This is a genomic window from Pedobacter sp. (genome assembly GCF_965227205.1).
In the GTDB taxonomy this organism is placed as follows: Bacteria; Bacteroidota; Bacteroidia; order Sphingobacteriales; family Sphingobacteriaceae; genus Pedobacter.
Genome location: NZ_OZ245727.1, coordinates 4,544,211 through 4,562,787, shown reverse-complemented (window position 1 = coordinate 4,562,787; position 18,577 = coordinate 4,544,211). Strand labels below are relative to the sequence as shown.

Sequence of the window (18,577 nt, the reverse complement as noted above, 5' to 3'; positions counted from 1 at the left end):
AGGAAGGATCTTATACAATATTAAATATATAAAATTTAATTCGCTAACCTTGATTTCTACTAACCTACTATTTAATCAGATAAGGTTTTACTGCCTTTTTCCAAATTGCATAACCAGCAGCGTTCATGTGGAGCATATCACCTACATAAAGTTCTGTTCTACCTTTTCCATCTTTTAGCATTGAAGGAAAAATATCGATATATGCTGTATTTTTTTCTCCCGATAAGAAATTTCTAATTAATGCATTTGCACCGATAGCTTTATCTCGAAATTTATCTCTGCTGGGGCTTGGCTTTATAGAAATGTAAGCAATTGGCACGTTTGGTAATTTAGCTCTGATAGATTTATATAAATTTATGGTCCTGTTTAAAACCGTATCGGCAGTAACGTTATCGTTCACAATATCGTTTTCGCCAACGTAAATAATAATCTGACGAGGGTTATATGGAAAAACGATATCGTTTAAATATCGTGTAATATCGTTAACCACTGCACCACCAATACCTCTGTTTAGTGCATTGTATTTTGCAAAAACCTGCGTTAAATCATCCCATTTTCTTATTGAAGAACTACCAACAAACAACACCGGATTTACTGGTGGCTTAAACATTTGGTCGTACTTTTTTATAGTTTGAACATCATCCCAAAAAGGAGGTTTATTTTGAGCAAAAGATGTTAAAATAAAAAACTGAGCAATAAATATTAGGATAATGTATTTCTTCATGTTAGCAGGACTTAAAATTGAATATGCAAGTTTCAAATTACAATTGTATTTAACAAGTTTTGTGTTGTAATTTAAACGTTGCTCAAAATTCCAATTTAATCCATTATTGCGAGGCAAGAAGCAATCTCATTAATATTATTTTGTAAAAGCTATAGCATTAAGATTGCTTCATACCTCGCAATGATAACCAGGATAATTGCTAATCCCTCAATATTTTACTAATTCCCTCCGTTAGCTTCTTAACTTTCATATAACCTTCTACATCGCTATTAACTTTGTTATATTTTATCTTCAAGTTACCTTCGGTAGCTTTTAAATGAAACTTCTCTCCGGAAGCTAAACTTACAGTCGCATCTACAAATTGGTCTAAAGGCAACTCATTATTAATTTCTTTCTGAAAATACGTTTCAAGCTTATCAGTTTTACTTACTGGATAAGTTGCTTCAAAAGCAAAAGTTGTTTTTGTATCACTTGTTTTTAAACTTAAGTGTGAGTTGTTATTTGTACAGCCAAAAGTTAATACCATAACAAGTAAACTAAGGCAAAAGGTTATATTTTTCATCATCATATGTATTTATTTTCAAATCATTAATTACCTCCGGCTCTGCCTTTCATATCATCAGTTGCGGTATTTCTTGTTCTGGCCGATTTTACATTTTGATTGCCAAAAGCGTAGCTAACACTAAAGTTCGCCCTTCTGCTGGTATATCTATTCGAAACATTCAGATTAACATTTTGATATTCCAATTTCCCTTCCCAACGGTTCGTTAGAAAAATATCATCCATATTTAATCTTAATTTCAGTTTCTTATTTAACATGCTTTTTTGAATACCTGCATTTAATGCATATTGAGAAATTGTGGTTTGTTCAACACCCGAAATTTTTGGTGATGAGTACCAAAAACTAATTTCGGCACTAAAATTATTTGCTAGGGTAAATTGCTGGGTTGAATTAAAATTGTATGCAACTTTAGATGAAAGGAAAGGTGCACCTTCTAAATTTCCATCCGCAAATTTGTTGTAATAAACACTGGCGTTGTTTTGCATATTCCACCATTTAACAACTTTTAAAGGGAAATAAACACCCGCAGAATAGTTTTGAGCACGCCCAAGATTCTGACGGATAACATTTACTATTCTGGTTACTTCATCTTGTTGACTAATCTGCGTTATCATATCTCTGGTATCAGAGTAATTCAAAGAAAATGATAATTGTTTATAGCTGTAACTAACTTCGAAATTATCAGTAAATTGAGGTTTTAAATAGGGATTTCCCTGGTCAACAGCATATGGATCCATGTAAAACGCAAATGGATTAAGCTGTTGGTAATTTGGTCTATCAACACGGCGGCTGTATGAATAACGAATATTATTGTTTTCAGTAACTTTCTGGTTTACAAAAACAGTTGGAAACAGCGATAAATAATTTCTATCAACCTCTTTATTACTGGTTACCGAATTTCCGTTTGAGTGCGTATGTTCTGCTCTTAAACCAAGTTGAATTTGCCAAACCTTCCATTCCTTAGCGAAATTTACATAAGCCGCGTTAATGTTTTCTTTGTAGATAAAATTATTCGATTTGCCCAAATCGTTTTGCCAGTTGCCTGATAAAAACTGTTCTGATAAAAAATCGTTATTGGTTACAACATAACTACTTTTTAAACCCGTTTCAACTTTCATTGTTTTATTAATCGGAAGGGTTAAATCTGTTCTCGCAGCGAAAATATCAATGTTGGCATCGGTATTATTTCTTAGCAAAGTAGCATTCGTTTGTTGTCCAGTTTGGTTTAAATAACGGGCATCAAATTGTTCATCTCTTTTGTTATTAAAATTAGAATAATCAGCATCGAAAGTGATGTTTTTACCGGTTTTATTAAAATCGTGTTTAATGTTGAAATTGGCTGTAAAATTATTTGCCGGAGATTTTGAATAAGCATTTTGCAATACAGAATTTGTACTTGTTATGTTAGATTGAACTTCTCTAATAAAAGTATTACTAAAATTATCAAGCTTGGTATTTACCGTATTTGCATCAACCATTACACCAAAAACAGTTTTTTCTGAAGCATAATAATCTGCTCCAAGTTTTCCCTGAAAACCAACACCTTTATTTTTTCTGTCGAAATCTTGTGTAAAAGCACTAGCTAAACCATTAGCAAAAGTAGTTCGGGTTAAAAATGTATTGTTAAAGTTAGATTTTCTCGCTACTGCACCATTCCCAAAAATATTCCATTTACCCTCACGGTGATTTAAGTTTAAGTTAACACCTGCACGCACTAAATCTGTCGGAGAATCGGGCATTATACCTTGTCCGCCATTAACCGAAACAGTACCATTTGTACCATAAGCCTTATTTCTTTTCAATTTGATGTTTATGATTCCGGCATTTCCAGATGCATCATATTTAGAAGATGGATTGGTGATGAGTTCGATTGTTGCAATCTGGTCGCTGCTCATATTGCTTAATAATGTTGTAACATCGGCACCTGATAAAAAATTTGTTTTTCCATCAATCATAATTGTAACGCCTGTTTTATTATTCAGCTTTATTTGCTCATTTTGCCTGTCGACCTGCACACCTGGTGCTTTTTCCAAAACTTCCAAAGCGGTACTTCCAGATGAGACAATGCTACCTTCAACATTCAAAACCGTTTTATCAATCTGATGTTCAACAAATTGTTTTTTCGCGATAATGCTTACCTCTTTTAATTGCTTAACAGTGCTTTCAACGGTGATTGTATGTAGTTTCAAATCGTTAAGTAATGCAAAACTTGCTGTTTTTGTAGGTTTATAACCAACCATCGAAACAGATAAAACGTAATTGCCAGATTTTAATCCTTCGATTAAAAATTCTCCATCAACATTGGTAGAACCGCTCTTAACTATCGTTGTATCAGGAGAATTTAAAACTCTTACGGCAGCAAAAGGCAAAGCCTGACCTTTTTCATCAATCACTTTCCCAGAAAGTTTATTGATTTTTTGGGCAAAGGAAGCCCCACATGCTAAAAAGCATGCAATTAGCGTAAATAATATTTTCATGTTTTCTAAAGCTAAGGCAGATTTACGAAGCCTTGCCAATTCGCTAATGACTTCGTAAACCTTTAGATGTTTTTTATTTAATTGCCAGTGTTTTCTTCTGTAGCTATACCTAGCTCACCTTTCACTTCCCTAATTCTATTTGAAACGGAATCCTGATAAATCGTATCTGTAGTTTTGCTTTTTTGCAGTAATTCTAAATCAGTCAATTCCTCTTTAAGCTTTTGCTTCTTTACGGCTTCTTCCTTTAACTGTGCAACACACCTTAAACCATCTTCAGTCATTACCCAGGTACTATAATCATTATTGTCTTTTTCCGTGTCCTCACATTCCCAAGCACCATAATTATTAATGTAACGGTAAGCATCTTGCTTAAGAATAATTTTAGTGCCTACAGGAATTCTCAGTTTTACCCATACCTCTTGATTTCTCCAGGTTGTGCCTTTATTTAATTGAAATCGAGGGTTGAAAATTAACCTCTCATCACGTTGCTGAAAGTTGTAATTAATGCTTTGTGCATTTTGCAAAGCAAGTTGAAAGGTTTTTCCCTGCGATTCGTAAGTTTGACTTAAGCTGGCTGCACCTTCACTTTTTTCTATTGTAATCCTAACAAAATTTGGTGTTCTAAAAGGATGGTCTTCAAAATCATCAACAACAATTCTGTTTTTATCATTCCCATCAATGTGATAGGTTGCACTATCTTCTTTGCTAAAAAACTTACTTTTATCAATATCTATAACATAAGTATCAAAGCTTTTTAAATCTAACGACTGTGTTAATTCAGCATGTTCTTTAAATTCTGAAGATATTTTAGCAACATAATAACCTGTTCCGGCAACACCTGCAAGCCAGATAATCAGCAATGCAAAAGATAAAGTTTTGTTAATCGCTTGTCTATTAAATGCAACACGGATAGAAAACAGAACCAAAGCTAAAACTGGCACGAACAAAGTAATAAATGCCCAGAAAAGTATCACACCACGGTAACTCTCACTCACAATAGAAAACGGGAATAAATCATAAACACTCGAATCTAAAAAGCCCATAAAAGCTGCAGTAGATACAATTAATGCCAATAATAAACCAGCTCCAAATACAATGATGAAACCTGCAATAACCTTAAAAATTACCTTTCCAGTTCCTGAGATAAATCTACCTAACCATTCAAAAAATTCGCCAACAAACATTCCGAATCTTGTAAATAAAGGCTGTGCATGTTTATTTGCTTCAGCCAAGCGTTCTCTAACAGATTGCAATTCTTCATCAAGATTTCTTTGAAAACCCTGAAGATTTGCAGGTTCGCCTTTCATCTCCATTTTTTCAATTCTCGATTTCGCTTTTGGCATTATTAACCATAAAATAACATAAACCAAAATTCCAGAACCACCCAAAAAGGCAAGTAAAAAGGTTGCAATTCTAATCCATCTTGCATCAAAATTTAAGTAATGCGCTATACCTGCACAAACACCTGCAATTACGCGGTCGTCCATATCGCGGTATAATTTTTTATCTGCCGATTGCGGTTGGAAACTTGTATTAATTACAGGCTCTTCTTCACCTTCTTCTACAGCATCAAAATCCTGTACTCTACCCATTTGGCTAATTACAAAATCTACATTTGCAGCATCTACAACTTGTTTTTTTTGCTCTTCCATTTGCTCGGTAAGCAATTCTGCAATTCTATTTTCTATATCAGTTACAATTTCCAAATCATCAGCATGATTAGAAAAATGTTGTTTCACTTCGTTTAAATAAGCCTTTAAAAGCTCGTAGGCGCTCTCCTCAATATGGATGATGGTGTTGCCTATATTTATGATGATGGTCTTTTCCATTTCTTTGCGGTTTTAATTTTTTACGAATTGGCTCCTTTTTGCGAAACCCCTACTGCGTAGGCTAATTCCTGCCAGGTTTGGTCGAGTTGAGATAAAATCGACCTGCCATCTTCTGTTAAAGTGTAATATTTACGGGGTGGGCCTGAGGTAGATTCTACCCAGTTGTAGCTTAATAAACCGTTGTTTTTAAGCCTGGTTAATAATGGATATAGTGTGCCCTCAACCACCAAAAGTTTTGCCGACCTTAATTCAGCAATTATATCTGAGGCGTAAATTTCTCCTCTGGCGATGATTGATAAAACACAGTATTCCAGAATTCCCTTCCGCATTTGTGTTTGCGTATTTTCTGCTATCATAATACAAAGATATATGTTTTAAATTGTACTATGCAATACATAGTACTAAAATAAATTAAAATTAATTCACAAAATGCTGTTAATCAGTTAAATAATTTTAATTTCTAAAATTGTAAATTTTTATTTTTCGATAAAAGAGATGTTTTTCCTAGTTTTTTGAAAAGCAAATTCAGTAATTCTTAGGTTAAATCAGTCCCGCTTTCGCCTATAGTCCCGATGAAAACTGTGCTAAATTAAAGCACCAATAAGAAACATTATTCAGATGTAAAAATCGGGAGCTATCTGGCTCAATCTGGTTTAGATAACGAAGGCTTTTGCAAATATTCAGCAAATCAGCAAGTGCCTAAAATCGTACTTCTACTTAAAGATTTGCAGATTCAAAAACAAATCACTACAAACAAGGTAGATTTAATATATTTTGATAATTTTGCAGTTCGTTAATTATTTTCATGAAAAAATCTATAGCCAGCATAGTTGCTGAAGCGAACCAACAAGGCGAAGGTTCATTAAAAAGAACATTAGGCCCTATCAATTTAATTTTAATTGGTGTTGGTTTAACCCTCGGTGCCGGATTATTTTCCATTACAGGTTTGGCAGCGGCAAATCACTCAGGTCCGGCTGTTACTTTATCTTTTGTTATTGCCGCATTAGGTTGTGGTTTTGCAGCACTTTGCTATGCAGAATTCGCCTCAATGATTCCCGTAGCCGGAAGTGCGTATACTTATTCTTACGCTACAATGGGCGAACTTTTTGCCTGGATAATTGGCTGGGATTTGGTATTAGAATATTCTGTAGGTTGTGCTACAGTTGCCATCAGCTGGTCGCAATATTTAACCCGGTTTTTAGCCAGTTTAAATATTTATCTTCCTCCGCAGCTTACACTATCCCCTTTCGAAACCGCAAAACTTGCTGACGGAACAACTGTAAACGGCATTCTTAATATTCCTGCTGCATTAGTCGTTGTATTAATGACCTCAATTTTAATTAGAGGCACTAAAGGTTCTGCAATTGTAAACGCAATTATTGTGTTTTTGAAAGTTGGTGTAGTGTTGGTTTTCATAGCACTTGGCTGGCAATATATCGACCCGGCAAATTATCATCCTTACATTCCTGAAAACACAGGTACTTTTGGCCAGTTTGGTTGGAGTGGTGTTTTACGTGGTGCCGGATTAGTATTTTTTGTATTTATTGGTTTTGATGCTGTTGCTGCTTCTGCACAGGAAACTAAAAATCCTGCAAGAGATTTACCAATCGGAATTATAGGTTCTTTGGTAGTTTGTACCGTATTGTTTGGCTTGTTTGGTCATGTTATGACAGGTTTAGCAAACTATAAAGACTTTGCGAACAGTGGCGCACCAGTTGCAATTGCAATTGAAAAAACTCCCTATGGCTGGTTAAGTCAGGCGATAATTTTAGCCATTTTAATTGGTTACACCTCTGTAATTCTAATTGATTTAATGGCTCAATCAAGAATGTTTTATTCTATCAGCAAAGATGGATTATTACCTAAAATTTTCTCAGAAGTTCATCCTAAATTTCAAACTCCATGGAAATCGAACATCATGCTTTGTATTTTCATTGGTTTATTCGCTGCATTTGTACCCATTAATGTTGTAGGCGAAATGACAAGCATTGGTACTTTACTGGCGTTCTTGATGGTTTGTGTAGGAATATTAATTCTTCGAAAAACAGATCCTGATGCAAAACGACCATTCAAAGTTCCATTGGTTCCGTTAATTCCAATACTAGGTATATTAACTTGCGTTGCAATGATGGTTTTCCTTCCGTGGGAAACTTGGTTAAGGCTTGCCGTTTGGTTAATAATTGGTTTGGCTATATACTTTTGGTATGGCAAAAAACATAGTAAACTTAAAAACTCTGAAGAAGCTTAAACAACTAGTTTACAGTTAATTAAAAATTATTCCTGTTGTAAATTAAAGACATTAATTTCATAAAAACAAAACGTATTTTTTGCTACATAATCACATAAATATCAATTATTTAACAAAAAATAAGTTTTATCCACATTTCAACATTTCAGTGTCTTTTTGGCTTAAGATTTGTTTTATAAAAAATAACCTATAAAAACATTTCCTATGATTATTAAATTAGACACATCTGTTTTCAGATTAGCAAGACAAAAAGCTGAAGTTGAAAAAAAAGTTTCTGCACCATTAACAAAAGACCAATGGGTTAATGCCGATAGAATAGTTATGGCAGTTATGTTTATTGCAACGGTAACTGGAGCAATTTTATTTTAAGTTTAACTTAAAAGTCTTCCCAAACTAAATCCTTATTAATCATTGCTCCGGCCATTGAGCCAGCAGCTGTTGCGGCAGATAAGCTTCTGAACATTGTTGTACAATCTCCTGCAGCATAAACTCCATTATTTGTTGTTTTCTGAAAGGAATCTACAACCAAAAGCCCGTTTTCATTTATTTCACAATTTAAGTCAGTGTATAGATTTGAATGCTGCACCATTTTTGGTTTAGCATAAATGGCCTTTAATTTCAACTGTTCTCCATCTTTAAAGACAACATTATTTAAATACCCTTCATTGTGCTCAAAAGCAGAAAGTTCTTTTTCGATAATACTTATCGATTTAGATTGAAGCTGATTTGTTTGCTCTGCAGATAACGTTGAAGCACCATTTGTTAACAGAACAACTTCCTTATTCCAATGGCTTATCATTTTCACCATGTCAAAAGCCATATCACCATTCATTAATAACCCTACTTTTTCATCTTTAACTTCGTAGCCATGGCAATATGGACAATGGATTACAGATATTCCCCAACACTCTCTAAAACCAACAATTTCTGGCAGAATATCTTTTAAACCACTAGCCAGCAAGATTTTTCTGGAATCAAATGTATTTCCATTAGCCAATTCCACCTCAAAGCCTTTATCAATGGAAGATGCAGAAATTGCCTTACCTTCTATAAACTTTACAGTAGGATATTTTAGAACTTCAGCTTTTGCTTTAGCCGAAATTTCAGCGGGCTTATCTCCATCGTGAGTTAAAAAGTTGTGAGCATGAGGCGTTTGCTTATTGCAAGGTTTATTCGAATCGACAATCAAAACATTTCTCTTTGCTCTCCCCAATGCCAAAGCAGAGGATAAACCAGCATAGCTGCCACCAACAATTATTACATCAAATTCCATAGTCTCTAATTTTAATCAAAAATACAGAATTCAATATTAAAAGCAATATAGTTGCATTTAAAATTTGTCATTTTTGTTTTAGGTAAACAGTAGCTTCAATAAAGTTTTTGAAGTAAAATCTTTCTTCTAGAATTATATAGTCTTGTTTTAAGAAATAAGGTTTCATCTCAACTAATTTAGAAACGCTGACCATTTTAAAAAATCTAAAGAATAAATACATTGATTTTAATAGAAGTGATTTCCACCATTTCCCCACTCCGTGTTGAAGTGTAAAATCGACTAAGAACCATTTTCCATTATTTTTCAACAAGAGATTTAATTTATGAAAAACCAGTTCTGCTTGCTCCTGATTAAAATTATCAAATAAAAAAGGTGTTAAAATAAAATCAAATTCAATAGCTGATTCAAAGTTTTCAATAGCCTGATTTTCAAATTTTACGTCGTTCTCCTTAAAATCTCTGTTCTTTGATAAAGCAATCATTTTAGCTGAAATCTCAACATAAACTATCTTTAATCCGGAAGGATAAATTTTGGCAATTTCTTCTAAAATCCACCCAGTGCCACCACCAACAATTAATATACAAGCGTTGGGTGTAAGGTATTTGAGTTGATTTTTTTGAGCATTAACCTGAGCTTTAGAAAACACAATTCGGCTTAACCAATCATAATGCTTTGCTATTTTATCATAATTATTTGCCAAAATTTTAAAAGTTGAGTGATTTTCAGTCTATCTTACAAATTGCATTCCGATTATTCCGCAAATGGCTTTGAAGAGAATTAAACCATCAATAACAATTAAGTAGAATAAAATATTTTTTCTTTTATGCATGGCATAAGCTACATAAAGCGTTAAAATAAAGGGTAACACGTTGCATAAAACCTGAGGTAAATCAAAACCTTTGTAATTCGCAAATACGGCTAAAGACAATAAGCCTACCAGTAACAAGGGAATAAGGATATTGAAGATTGTTTTTCTTAATCCATAACGTACTACGAAAGTTCGCAAGTGCTTATTTGCATCTGTAGGATAATCTTTAATATCAAAGATGATGGCATTTACGGTGCAAAACATCCAATTTTTGATGAAAAGCCATGTCCACAAAACTGAGTCGTGGTAACCTATGCCAGTTTCAATCTTCAGCATAATTAATGGCAAAACGTTGGCACAGCAAGCCCAAACAAAACCAATTACAAAAGCTTTTAACCAGCCTGTATTTCGTAAATTAAAGTTTAAGAAAGATTTAGGAAGCAAACCATAATATAAAGCGCCAGCAACTATTATGATGATAATTGCTACCCAATAAACGACCGGAAGATTTAATATATTTTGAAAATTTTCATACAATAAATTTACCGTAAGGGATAAACATAGAGTAAACAATACCGCCTGACTCCAATTAATAAACTTTTTATGCTTAAAATACCATTGATTTCGAGGGTTTGTTGTTGAAGAATTTGTAGAAGCTTTGCTGTAAGCGTAGGTGTAATAAATTGTTGGCGCAAGAAAAAGTAAGAGATAATAATTTAAAGAATTGAAAGGCAAGCGTAGCTGAAAGGTTGCCTCCAAGGTTAAGGCTACGGCAAGAATACCAACAAAGTAATTTCCAAAGAAGATGAACCGAATAATTTTGTTTAGCATTTAGGAATCATTCTAGCCGCCAATTTCGGATATTATATTAAGAAATTTATTAAAAAGCGATAGATTTTATTGCATAAAAAAAGCCTCTCAGTTTCCTGAAAGGCTTAGTGTGGGAAATGAGGGGTTCGAACCCCCGACCCCCTCGGTGTAAACGAGGTGCTCTGAACCAGCTGAGCTAATTTCCCTTATTTAAAGGATTGCATTTTCATTAAAAAACCTTTCAACTCCTTGAAAGGCTTAGTGTGGGAAATGAGGGGTTCGAACCCCCGACCCCCTCGGTGTAAACGAGGTGCTCTGAACCAGCTGAGCTAATTTCCCTTTCCTTTTGGGAATGCAAATATAGCGCTATAATCTTGTTTCGCAAATCTTTTTTATTTTTTTTCAGCTAAGTAATGTTTCTAAAATTTTATGAGATTGAACTTCACCAAACGAAGCGGTATGTAAGGTATAGAAAACCAATATCTTATCTAACAGAAACCTTCTTTGTACATTACTCATCTTTATTTCAGAAATTTTCTCCAGTGGTGTATTAAACAAGGATATAAAACCTAAAGCATCATCCAACTGAAGATAATTTGAGTGAATTGGCATTCTCGAAAGAAATTCGCCCTCTTGCAAATCAAAATAAACCTGGTCTGTTCTTCTTTTCTCATTAGGAGAGAAACCTAAAAAACGGGTTAGTTTCAGTAAAAAAGATAAATGAAAATTTGGATTAAGTTCTTCGTTTTCATCAAACCAGGCAATTGAATTAAAAATATAGTCGAACAAACTCTCATCAGCAGATTGCTGACGAATACTTTTATAAAGCACCTCGTTTAAAAAAATTACAATGCTAGTTTTTACAATATCATAAGGAATGCTTTTAAATACCGGCACTTGCCTTACTTCAGAAACCCGTTGAATACTTGTATTTGCCTTATGATAAACGACCATATCAAGCAAATGTAGAGACTGCAACATATTCATCTTAATCTTAGCCTTTGGCTTTTTAACCCCGTTAATCAGATAAGATTGCATCCCGAATTTATCGGTAAGCACCTGAACAATTATGCTGCTTTCGCTATAATTCGTCGTTTTTAAAACAATGCCTCTAACCTTGTGCAACATACCACTCAAACAATTTTCTCAAAAGTATGTTATTTGTGCAAATTTAATTGCGCAAAAAGTCATTCTGATTTATAAATAAGATTAGTTTTGCCGTTATCATTATAATTTAAAACTAGACTACACATGTGGGTTAAGCTATCAAGGTTTATTCTTCAGAACCGCATTGCAATTATTCTGTTCTTTGTATTGGGTACTGTTTTTATGGCTTATCAAGCCAAGAATGTTAAACTTTATTACACCGGAAGCAAAATTTTGCCTGTTACCGACAGTGCATTTGTAAAATACAACAATTTCAAAAAAACCTTTGGCGAAGATGGCAGTGTAATGGTAGTTGGTATTCAATCGCCTGATATTTTCAAAAAAGAAACTTACAATAAATGGGTTCAGCTTTCTAACGATATCCAAAAGTTAAAAGGCATAAAGGCAGTTTTATCTTCTGGTCGGATTTTTCAACTGGATAAAGATACTGTTGGGCAAAAATTTGTTTTAAAGGCAATTCCGAATGGATTAGTGAAAACTGATGCCGAAATGGACTCAATAAAAAGTGCCTTATATAATACGCCATTTTTTGAGGGATTGGTTTACAATAAGCAAGATGCCACATTGATGGCTATTACTTTTGATACGAAAATCTTAAACACCGCTGAACGTAACCCAATTTTAAAAGAGATAGAAGCTAAGGCAAAAGCATTTCAAGAAGAAACTAAAATACAAGTTCACATTTCGGGCTTGCCTTATATCCGCACTGCAGTAAGCAAATTGGTTAGTAATGAATTCGTATTATTTTTAGGCTTATCGATTTTAGTTTCTGCATTAATTCTGCTGATTTTCTTTAGAAAATTTTATGCTGTATTCTTCCCGATTTTAGTCGTAATAATGGGTGTAATCTGGAGCATCGGAACTTTAGTTTTATTTGGCTTTGAATTAACCATTTTAACGGGACTAATTCCTCCGCTTATTGTAATTATCGGAATTCCGAATAGTATTTTATTGTTGAATAAATACCAAAACGAACTCAGAAAAGGAAGTTCGAAAGAACATGCACTTAGTATAACAATTGAACGAATTGCCGTTACAACATTAATTGCAAACATTACAGCTGCGATTGGTTTTGGCGTTTTATACTTTACAGGAAGCGAATTGTTAATGCAATTTGGTAGCGTAGCATCAATAAATGTGATGATTACCTGGTTAATGTGCTTGTGCCTGATTCCAATTATTTTCAGTTATCTCCCTGCACCTAAACTTAAAGCACAAACACATGTTGAAGAGGGATTTTTGCACAAAATTTTGGTAAAAACTGATGTTTTGGTTCAGCAGAAAAGTAGCTTAATATATATCGCAACGATAATAATTTCCATAATCGCTTTTATAGGTGTGATGAAAATTAATGTGAACGGTTATGTAGTTGATGACTTACCTAAAAGCTCGACCATTTTAGCTGATTTGAAATTCTTTGAGAAAAATTTTGAAGGCATTTTACCGCTGGAAGTTAGCGTTGATACCAAGAAAAAGAACGGTGTTTTCAACCTAACAAACTTGAAGAGAATGGAAAAACTGGAAAAGATGATTTCTGCATATCCTGAATTTTCACGTTCGATTTCGGTAAACATGGGATTGAAATATGCCACACAAGCCTTTTATAATAACGATTCTACATTTTTCCGCCTACCGGATAATATGGAGAAAAACTTTATTCTGGCTTACATTGCAAGTGGTGGAAAAGGCAACGCAAGTTTGTTAACTAATTTTGTAAGCAAAGACAATCAAAGTACAAGGATTAGTTTTCAAATGGCTGATGTCGGCTCCAAACGTTTGGATGCGATTATCGCAGAATTGAAACCACGCATAGACAGTATTTTACCTCCAGAAAAATTTAATGTTGAATTAACAGGTTCTAGCGTAATCTTCTCGAAAGGAACAGATTATATGTTAAAGCACTTATTTGAAAGCATTGGTTTAGCAATTGTATTGATTTCGCTTTTACGTTTAGCGCAGTTTAAGAGCTTGGGAATTATGTTTATTTCCTTGTTACCTAACATTGTTCCGTTAATTATTACGGCGGGAATTATGGGATACTTTGGAATTTCCTTAAAACCGTCTACGATTTTAATTTTCACAATTGCTTTTGGTTTGGCATCAGACCAAACGATATATTTCTTAACCCGTTACCAGCAAGAGCTTAATTTAACGAATTTCTCTGTTCCTAAAGTGATTACGGATACCATTACTGAAACCGGTGTGAGCATGACGCACATTGCTTTAATTTTATTTTTCGGCTTCGGGATTTTCACAGCTTCAACCTTTGGTGGAACTGTGGTTTTAGGCTTACTCCTTTCGATAACGTTATTTGTCGCATTGATTTTCAACCTAACTTTATTACCAGCTTTAGTTTTATGGTTGGATAAAAAGAAAGTTAGAAAAGTAGTTTCTGATGAAGAATCGGCTAGAAATGCTGGAGAGTTTGACCATTAAGCCCACGATTTAAATCGTGGGATATGTTGTAAGTAAGTAAGCAATTCGCTCGACAAACTCAGTTTCTTAATCTACCTGAAATTATTTAAACCTGATGGCAGCGAGCACGAGCGAAATTTTTTATGGAGCGAGTAAAGCGAACAGCAGGGCGGACATTAAAATGAAAGACAGGTTTTGCTTTTCAAAATAAAAAGCATGCTATAAATTACCTCAATAGAGATGCTGAAATAAATTCAGCATAAGGACGGTTCTAAAAAACAATTACCTATTTAATATTACTCCGTCGCAGGTTTTTCTTCTTCCTCATCAACTGGAGTTTCAACCGTTGGGTCGGTAATAATTTCGGCCTTACCATCACCATCATCTTTGGCGAAAAGAATAGGATATAACATCCATAGCGCACCAACCATTACCAATACACCCGCAAGTATTTGCATGTATCGAGCCCAACTCACTTCATAGGCAGATAAAATTCGGTAAGCGATAAATGAAAGCACGCCAAGTATAAGCACCAAAACGGCCTTTTGCAATTTGAGAAGCTTTATCATGCGGAGTTTCTTTTGAGTTTGATTATATGAACTAAAACAAAGATGAGTCCAATTAGTTCTAATGCACCACAGAAATAAAATGCATACAGTACAAAATCGCGATTGGCTGGGTTAATAACGGCTACAATTGGCAATGCAACTACAGCAATAATCATTAACAAAAGGCCGATATTAAATAATTTCACATTAAAAGTATTTACATCAAAACTACCAAATTTGAGCGAAAAACTTTAACTTTGCAACCTTAATTTTTTGAGGTACCTGATTGATGTATAGCGAATTTAAACAACTAGACCTTGCCAAAATAGGGCAGGAAATACTGGATTTTTGGAAAGAGGAAAATATCTTTGAAAAGAGCATTTCTTCTCGTTCTAAATCCAACCCGTTTACTTTTTACGAAGGACCACCGTCTGCCAATGGTATGCCGGGGATTCACCATGTAATGGCTCGTGCTATTAAAGATATTTTTTGCCGCTACAAAACAATTAAAGGCTTTCAGGTTAAACGTAAAGCGGGATGGGATACTCATGGCCTGCCTGTAGAACTTGGTACTGAAAAAGAATTAGGTATTACTAAAGAAGACATCGGTAGAACCATTTCTATTGAGGATTATAACGAAGCCTGCAAAAAAACAGTAATGCGTTACACTGATGTTTGGAACGATTTAACTGAAAAAATGGGCTATTGGGTAGATATGGACGACCCATATATTACCTACAAATCGAAATACATGGAATCGGTTTGGTGGCTTTTGAAACAGATTTACGATAAAGGATTAATCTACAAAGGTTACACCATTCAACCTTATTCGCCAAAAGCAGGAACAGGTTTAAGTTCTCACGAAGTGAACCAGCCAGGTGCTTATCGCGATGTTACCGATACCACAATTGTTGCACAGTTTAAAGCTTTAGCAGATACTTTACCTGCATTTTTACAGGGCTATGGCGATATTTATTTGATGGCCTGGACGACAACTCCATGGACTTTACCATCGAATACAGCTTTAACTGTTGGGCCAAAAATCGACTATGTTTTAGTTAAAACTTTTAACCAGTATACGTTTTTGCCAACGAATGTAATTCTAGCTAAAAATCTAGTTGGAAAACAGTTCAGCAAAACTTTCTTTGAAAGCAACGAAGCTGATGATTTTACTAACTTTAAAGCTGGCGATAAGAAAATTCCTTACCAAATTCTTGCTGAATGCAAAGGAACTGACTTGGTTGGCATTAGATATGAACAACTTTTAACTTATGCTTTGCCATACAACAATCCAGAAAACGCTTTCCGCGTAATTTCTGGAGACTTTGTAACTACAGAAGATGGTACTGGTATTGTGCACACCGCCCCTACTTTTGGTGCAGATGATGCGAAGGTTGCAAAAGAAGCTACGCCTGAAGTACCACCAATGTTGGTATTGGATGATAATGATATTCTTGTTCCGCTGGTTGATTTGCAGGGGAAATTCACTAAACATGTTGGTCCTTTTGCAGGCAAATATGTAAAGAACGAATATTATGATGCCGGCACCGCACCTGAAAAATCGGTCGATGTTGAAATCGCGATTTTATTAAAAGAAGAAAACAAAGCTTTTAAAGTTGAGAAATACGTTCACAGTTATCCACACAGTTGGAGAACTGATGAACCGCTTTTATATTATCCTTTAGATTCTTGGTTCATTAAGGTTACTGATGTTAAAGACAGAATGTTCGACCTGAATGAAACCATTAACTGGAAACCAAAATCTACGGGCGAAGGTCGTTTTGGCAACTGGTTAAAGAATGCTAATGATTGGAATTTATCGCGTTCAAGATATTGGGGCATTCCTTTGCCAATCTGGAGAACGGAAGATAAAAAAGAGGAAGTATTAATCGGTTCTATTGAAGAACTTTATAACGCTATAGAAAAAGCTATCGCCGCTGGTTTCCAAAAAGAAAACCCTTTTAAAGGATTCGAAATCGGCAACATGTCTGAAGAGAATTACGATTTAATCGATTTGCATAAAAATGTAGTTGACGAGATTGTGTTAGTTTCTCCATCAGGCAAACCAATGACTCGTGAGACCGATTTGATTGATGTTTGGTTTGATTCTGGCGCCATGCCTTATGCGCAATGGCATTACCCTTTCGAAAACAAAGAAAGCATTGATGGAAATGAAGATTTCCCGGCAGATTTTATTGCTGAAGGTGTAGACCAAACCCGTGGATGGTTTTATACTTTGCATGCCATCTCTACCTTAGTTTTTGATAAGGTAGCTTACAAAAACGTGGTATCAAACGGATTGGTGCTAGATAAAAACGGGCAGAAAATGTCTAAACGTTTAGGCAATGCTGCAGACCCATTCCAAACCATTAACGAGTATGGTGCCGATGCCACGCGTTGGTACATGATTTCGAATGCAAATCCTTGGGATAACTTAAAGTTTGATATTGAGGGAATTGCAGAAGTTCGTCGTAAGTTTTTCGGAACACTTTATAACACCTATTCGTTCTTCGCCTTGTACGCCAACATCGATAAGTTCGAAATCGACAAAAACAATTTAAGCAAGGTTGAAGATAGAACTGAGCTAGATCGTTGGATTTTATCTTTACTCCAAAACTTAATCAATGAAGTTGATGAGGCTTACAACGCTTACGAGCCAACTAAAGCTACAAGAGCAATTCAGGCATTTGTTGATGAGCATTTAAGCAACTGGTACATCAGGTTAAGTCGCCGCCGTTTTTGGAAAGGCGAAATGACTGATGATAAACGTGCCGCTTACGAAACGCTTTACACTTGTTTAGAAACTTTAGCACAGCTAATGAGTCCTGTTGCGCCTTTCTTTGCCGATTGGTTATACAAAAACTTAACCGTTACCGATAAAAAAGCGGAGCAATCTATTCATTTAACTTTATGGAACGAAGCTGATGAAAGTTTAATTGACAATGATTTGAACGAACGTATGGTTTACGCTCAGGATATTTCATCAATGGTTTTATCGCTGCGTAAAAAATCGAGCATCAACGTTCGTCAGCCTTTACAGAAAATCTTAATTCCATCTTTAAGCAGCGATTTCGAGCAAAAAATCTCAAAAATTGCCGATTATATCCTTTCAGAAACGAATGTTAAAAACATCGAGTTTATTACCGATACTCATGGCATCGTTAAGAAAAAGGTGAAACCGAACTTTAAGGTTTTAGGTGCTAAAGTTGGCAAAAGTATGAAAGCCGTTGCTGATGCGATTAATAATTTCAGTCAGGAAAACATCTTCACCCTTGAAAAAGATGGGCAGATAGAAATCGTAACCGATCCAAATCTTGGCGAGAGCATTACATACGCTGTTCAACTATCGGATGTGGAAATTATTGCGGAAGATATCCCGGGATGGCAGGTAACCAATTTAGGTAGCTTAACAGTTGCTTTGGATATTACCATTACCGAAGAATTGAAACAAGAAGGAATTTCTCGCGAATTGGTAAACAGAATCCAGAATTTGCGTAAAGAACTAAATTTTGAAGTAACCGATAGAATTAAAGTTTCTTTACAAAATGATAATCTTGTAACCGATGCAGTTGCTAAAAACAAGGCATACATTTGCGCAGAAATTTTAGCCGATGAACTAGAATTAACAGATACTGTAACTAATGCAAACAAAATCATTATAGATGATGTTGAGTTAAGCATTTCAGTAACTAAAATATAAATCCATATATTAGAAA

The 18,577-nt window shown here is 34.8% G+C and carries 14 protein-coding genes and 2 tRNA genes; 4 read left to right on the top strand and 12 right to left on the bottom strand.

Going from position 1 to position 18,577, the window contains the following annotated elements; genetic code table 11:
- Positions 1–67 precede the first annotated feature (67 nt).
- The 5 genes from ACO05K_RS19770 to ACO05K_RS19750 form a co-directional block, all read right to left on the bottom strand.
- On the bottom strand, positions 68–724 hold the full coding sequence (locus ACO05K_RS19770; protein ID WP_421946120.1) for a GDSL-type esterase/lipase family protein: 657 nt from the start codon (positions 722–724) through the stop codon (positions 68–70).
- Positions 725–923: 199 nt separating this feature from the next.
- Positions 924–1,250 carry a hypothetical protein gene (locus ACO05K_RS19765; protein WP_421946119.1) on the bottom strand — a complete coding sequence of 109 codons (327 nt, stop codon included), beginning with the start codon at positions 1,248–1,250 and terminating at the stop codon, positions 924–926.
- Positions 1,251–1,312: 62 nt separating this feature from the next.
- Positions 1,313–3,763: a TonB-dependent receptor domain-containing protein gene (locus tag ACO05K_RS19760; protein ID WP_421946118.1), complete on the bottom strand. Its 2,451-nt coding sequence runs from the start codon at positions 3,761–3,763 to the stop codon at positions 1,313–1,315.
- Positions 3,764–3,840: 77 nt separating this feature from the next.
- Positions 3,841–5,592, bottom strand: coding sequence for a PspC domain-containing protein (locus ACO05K_RS19755; RefSeq protein ID WP_421946117.1), 1,752 nt, complete (start codon positions 5,590–5,592; stop codon positions 3,841–3,843).
- A gap of 20 nt (positions 5,593–5,612) precedes the next feature.
- Positions 5,613–5,948: a PadR family transcriptional regulator gene (locus ACO05K_RS19750; protein WP_421946116.1), complete on the bottom strand. Its 336-nt coding sequence runs from the start codon at positions 5,946–5,948 to the stop codon at positions 5,613–5,615.
- A 449-nt stretch (positions 5,949–6,397) separates the two neighbouring features.
- Between ACO05K_RS19750 and ACO05K_RS19745 the strand changes: the two genes are divergently transcribed.
- Positions 6,398–7,840 (top strand): amino acid permease, encoded by a 1,443-nt coding sequence (locus ACO05K_RS19745; RefSeq protein WP_421946115.1) that lies wholly within the window; start codon positions 6,398–6,400, stop codon positions 7,838–7,840.
- 204 nt (positions 7,841–8,044) lie between these two features.
- On the top strand, positions 8,045–8,209 hold the full coding sequence (locus ACO05K_RS19740) for a hypothetical protein (RefSeq protein ID WP_421946114.1): 165 nt from the start codon (positions 8,045–8,047) through the stop codon (positions 8,207–8,209).
- A 7-nt stretch (positions 8,210–8,216) separates the two neighbouring features.
- Here ACO05K_RS19740 and ACO05K_RS19735 read toward each other — a convergent pair whose 3' ends face one another.
- The 6 genes from ACO05K_RS19735 to recO form a co-directional block, all read right to left on the bottom strand.
- Complete coding sequence (locus ACO05K_RS19735; protein WP_421946113.1) at positions 8,217–9,113, bottom strand: NAD(P)/FAD-dependent oxidoreductase; 897 nt, start codon at positions 9,111–9,113, stop codon at positions 8,217–8,219.
- A 67-nt stretch (positions 9,114–9,180) separates the two neighbouring features.
- Positions 9,181–9,813, bottom strand: coding sequence for a class I SAM-dependent methyltransferase (locus ACO05K_RS19730; protein WP_421946112.1), 633 nt, complete (start codon positions 9,811–9,813; stop codon positions 9,181–9,183).
- 27 nt (positions 9,814–9,840) lie between these two features.
- A complete protein-coding gene (locus tag ACO05K_RS19725; RefSeq protein ID WP_421946111.1) occupies positions 9,841–10,752 on the bottom strand; it encodes a hypothetical protein in 912 nt (303 codons plus the stop codon).
- Between the two features lie 110 nt (positions 10,753–10,862).
- A tRNA-Val gene (locus ACO05K_RS19720) sits at positions 10,863–10,937 on the bottom strand.
- A gap of 58 nt (positions 10,938–10,995) precedes the next feature.
- A tRNA-Val gene (locus ACO05K_RS19715) sits at positions 10,996–11,070 on the bottom strand.
- 63 nt (positions 11,071–11,133) lie between these two features.
- Positions 11,134–11,859, bottom strand: coding sequence for a DNA repair protein RecO (gene recO, locus ACO05K_RS19710; protein ID WP_421946110.1), 726 nt, complete (start codon positions 11,857–11,859; stop codon positions 11,134–11,136).
- Between the two features lie 123 nt (positions 11,860–11,982).
- On the opposite strand from recO, the gene ACO05K_RS19705 reads away from it, so the two are divergent.
- The gene (locus tag ACO05K_RS19705; protein WP_421946109.1) at positions 11,983–14,334 is read left to right on the top strand and encodes an efflux RND transporter permease subunit; all 2,352 of its coding nucleotides are present in this window, start codon (positions 11,983–11,985) and stop codon (positions 14,332–14,334) included.
- 275 nt (positions 14,335–14,609) lie between these two features.
- On the opposite strand, the gene ACO05K_RS19700 is transcribed toward ACO05K_RS19705, so the two are convergent.
- Positions 14,610–14,882, bottom strand: a complete 273-nt coding sequence (locus ACO05K_RS19700; protein ID WP_421946108.1) for an isoleucyl-tRNA synthetase — start codon at positions 14,880–14,882, stop codon at positions 14,610–14,612.
- A 268-nt stretch (positions 14,883–15,150) separates the two neighbouring features.
- On the opposite strand from ACO05K_RS19700, the gene ileS reads away from it, so the two are divergent.
- Positions 15,151–18,561, top strand: coding sequence for an isoleucine--tRNA ligase (gene ileS / locus ACO05K_RS19695; RefSeq protein WP_421946107.1), 3,411 nt, complete (start codon positions 15,151–15,153; stop codon positions 18,559–18,561).
- Positions 18,562–18,577 lie beyond the last annotated feature (16 nt).

What these genes read in the sequence shown, in the direction of transcription:
- ACO05K_RS19750 (WP_421946116.1), bottom strand. Translation starts at nt 5,948, where the DNA reads ATGATAGCAGAAAATACGCAAACACAAATGCGGAAGGGAATTCTGGAA.
- ACO05K_RS19725 (WP_421946111.1), bottom strand. Translation starts at nt 10,752, where the DNA reads ATGCTAAACAAAATTATTCGGTTCATCTTCTTTGGAAATTACTTTGTT.
- ACO05K_RS19745 (WP_421946115.1), top strand. Translation starts at nt 6,398, where the DNA reads ATGAAAAAATCTATAGCCAGCATAGTTGCTGAAGCGAACCAACAAGGC.
- ACO05K_RS19705 (WP_421946109.1), top strand. Translation starts at nt 11,983, where the DNA reads ATGTGGGTTAAGCTATCAAGGTTTATTCTTCAGAACCGCATTGCAATT.
- recO (WP_421946110.1), bottom strand. Translation starts at nt 11,859, where the DNA reads ATGTTGCACAAGGTTAGAGGCATTGTTTTAAAAACGACGAATTATAGC.
- ACO05K_RS19755 (WP_421946117.1), bottom strand. Translation starts at nt 5,592, where the DNA reads ATGGAAAAGACCATCATCATAAATATAGGCAACACCATCATCCATATT.
- ACO05K_RS19760 (WP_421946118.1), bottom strand. Translation starts at nt 3,763, where the DNA reads ATGAAAATATTATTTACGCTAATTGCATGCTTTTTAGCATGTGGGGCT.
- ACO05K_RS19740 (WP_421946114.1), top strand. Translation starts at nt 8,045, where the DNA reads ATGATTATTAAATTAGACACATCTGTTTTCAGATTAGCAAGACAAAAA.
- ACO05K_RS19765 (WP_421946119.1), bottom strand. Translation starts at nt 1,250, where the DNA reads ATGGTATTAACTTTTGGCTGTACAAATAACAACTCACACTTAAGTTTA.
- ACO05K_RS19700 (WP_421946108.1), bottom strand. Translation starts at nt 14,882, where the DNA reads ATGATAAAGCTTCTCAAATTGCAAAAGGCCGTTTTGGTGCTTATACTT.
- ACO05K_RS19735 (WP_421946113.1), bottom strand. Translation starts at nt 9,113, where the DNA reads ATGGAATTTGATGTAATAATTGTTGGTGGCAGCTATGCTGGTTTATCC.
- ileS (WP_421946107.1), top strand. Translation starts at nt 15,151, where the DNA reads ATGTATAGCGAATTTAAACAACTAGACCTTGCCAAAATAGGGCAGGAA.
- ACO05K_RS19770 (WP_421946120.1), bottom strand. Translation starts at nt 724, where the DNA reads ATGAAGAAATACATTATCCTAATATTTATTGCTCAGTTTTTTATTTTA.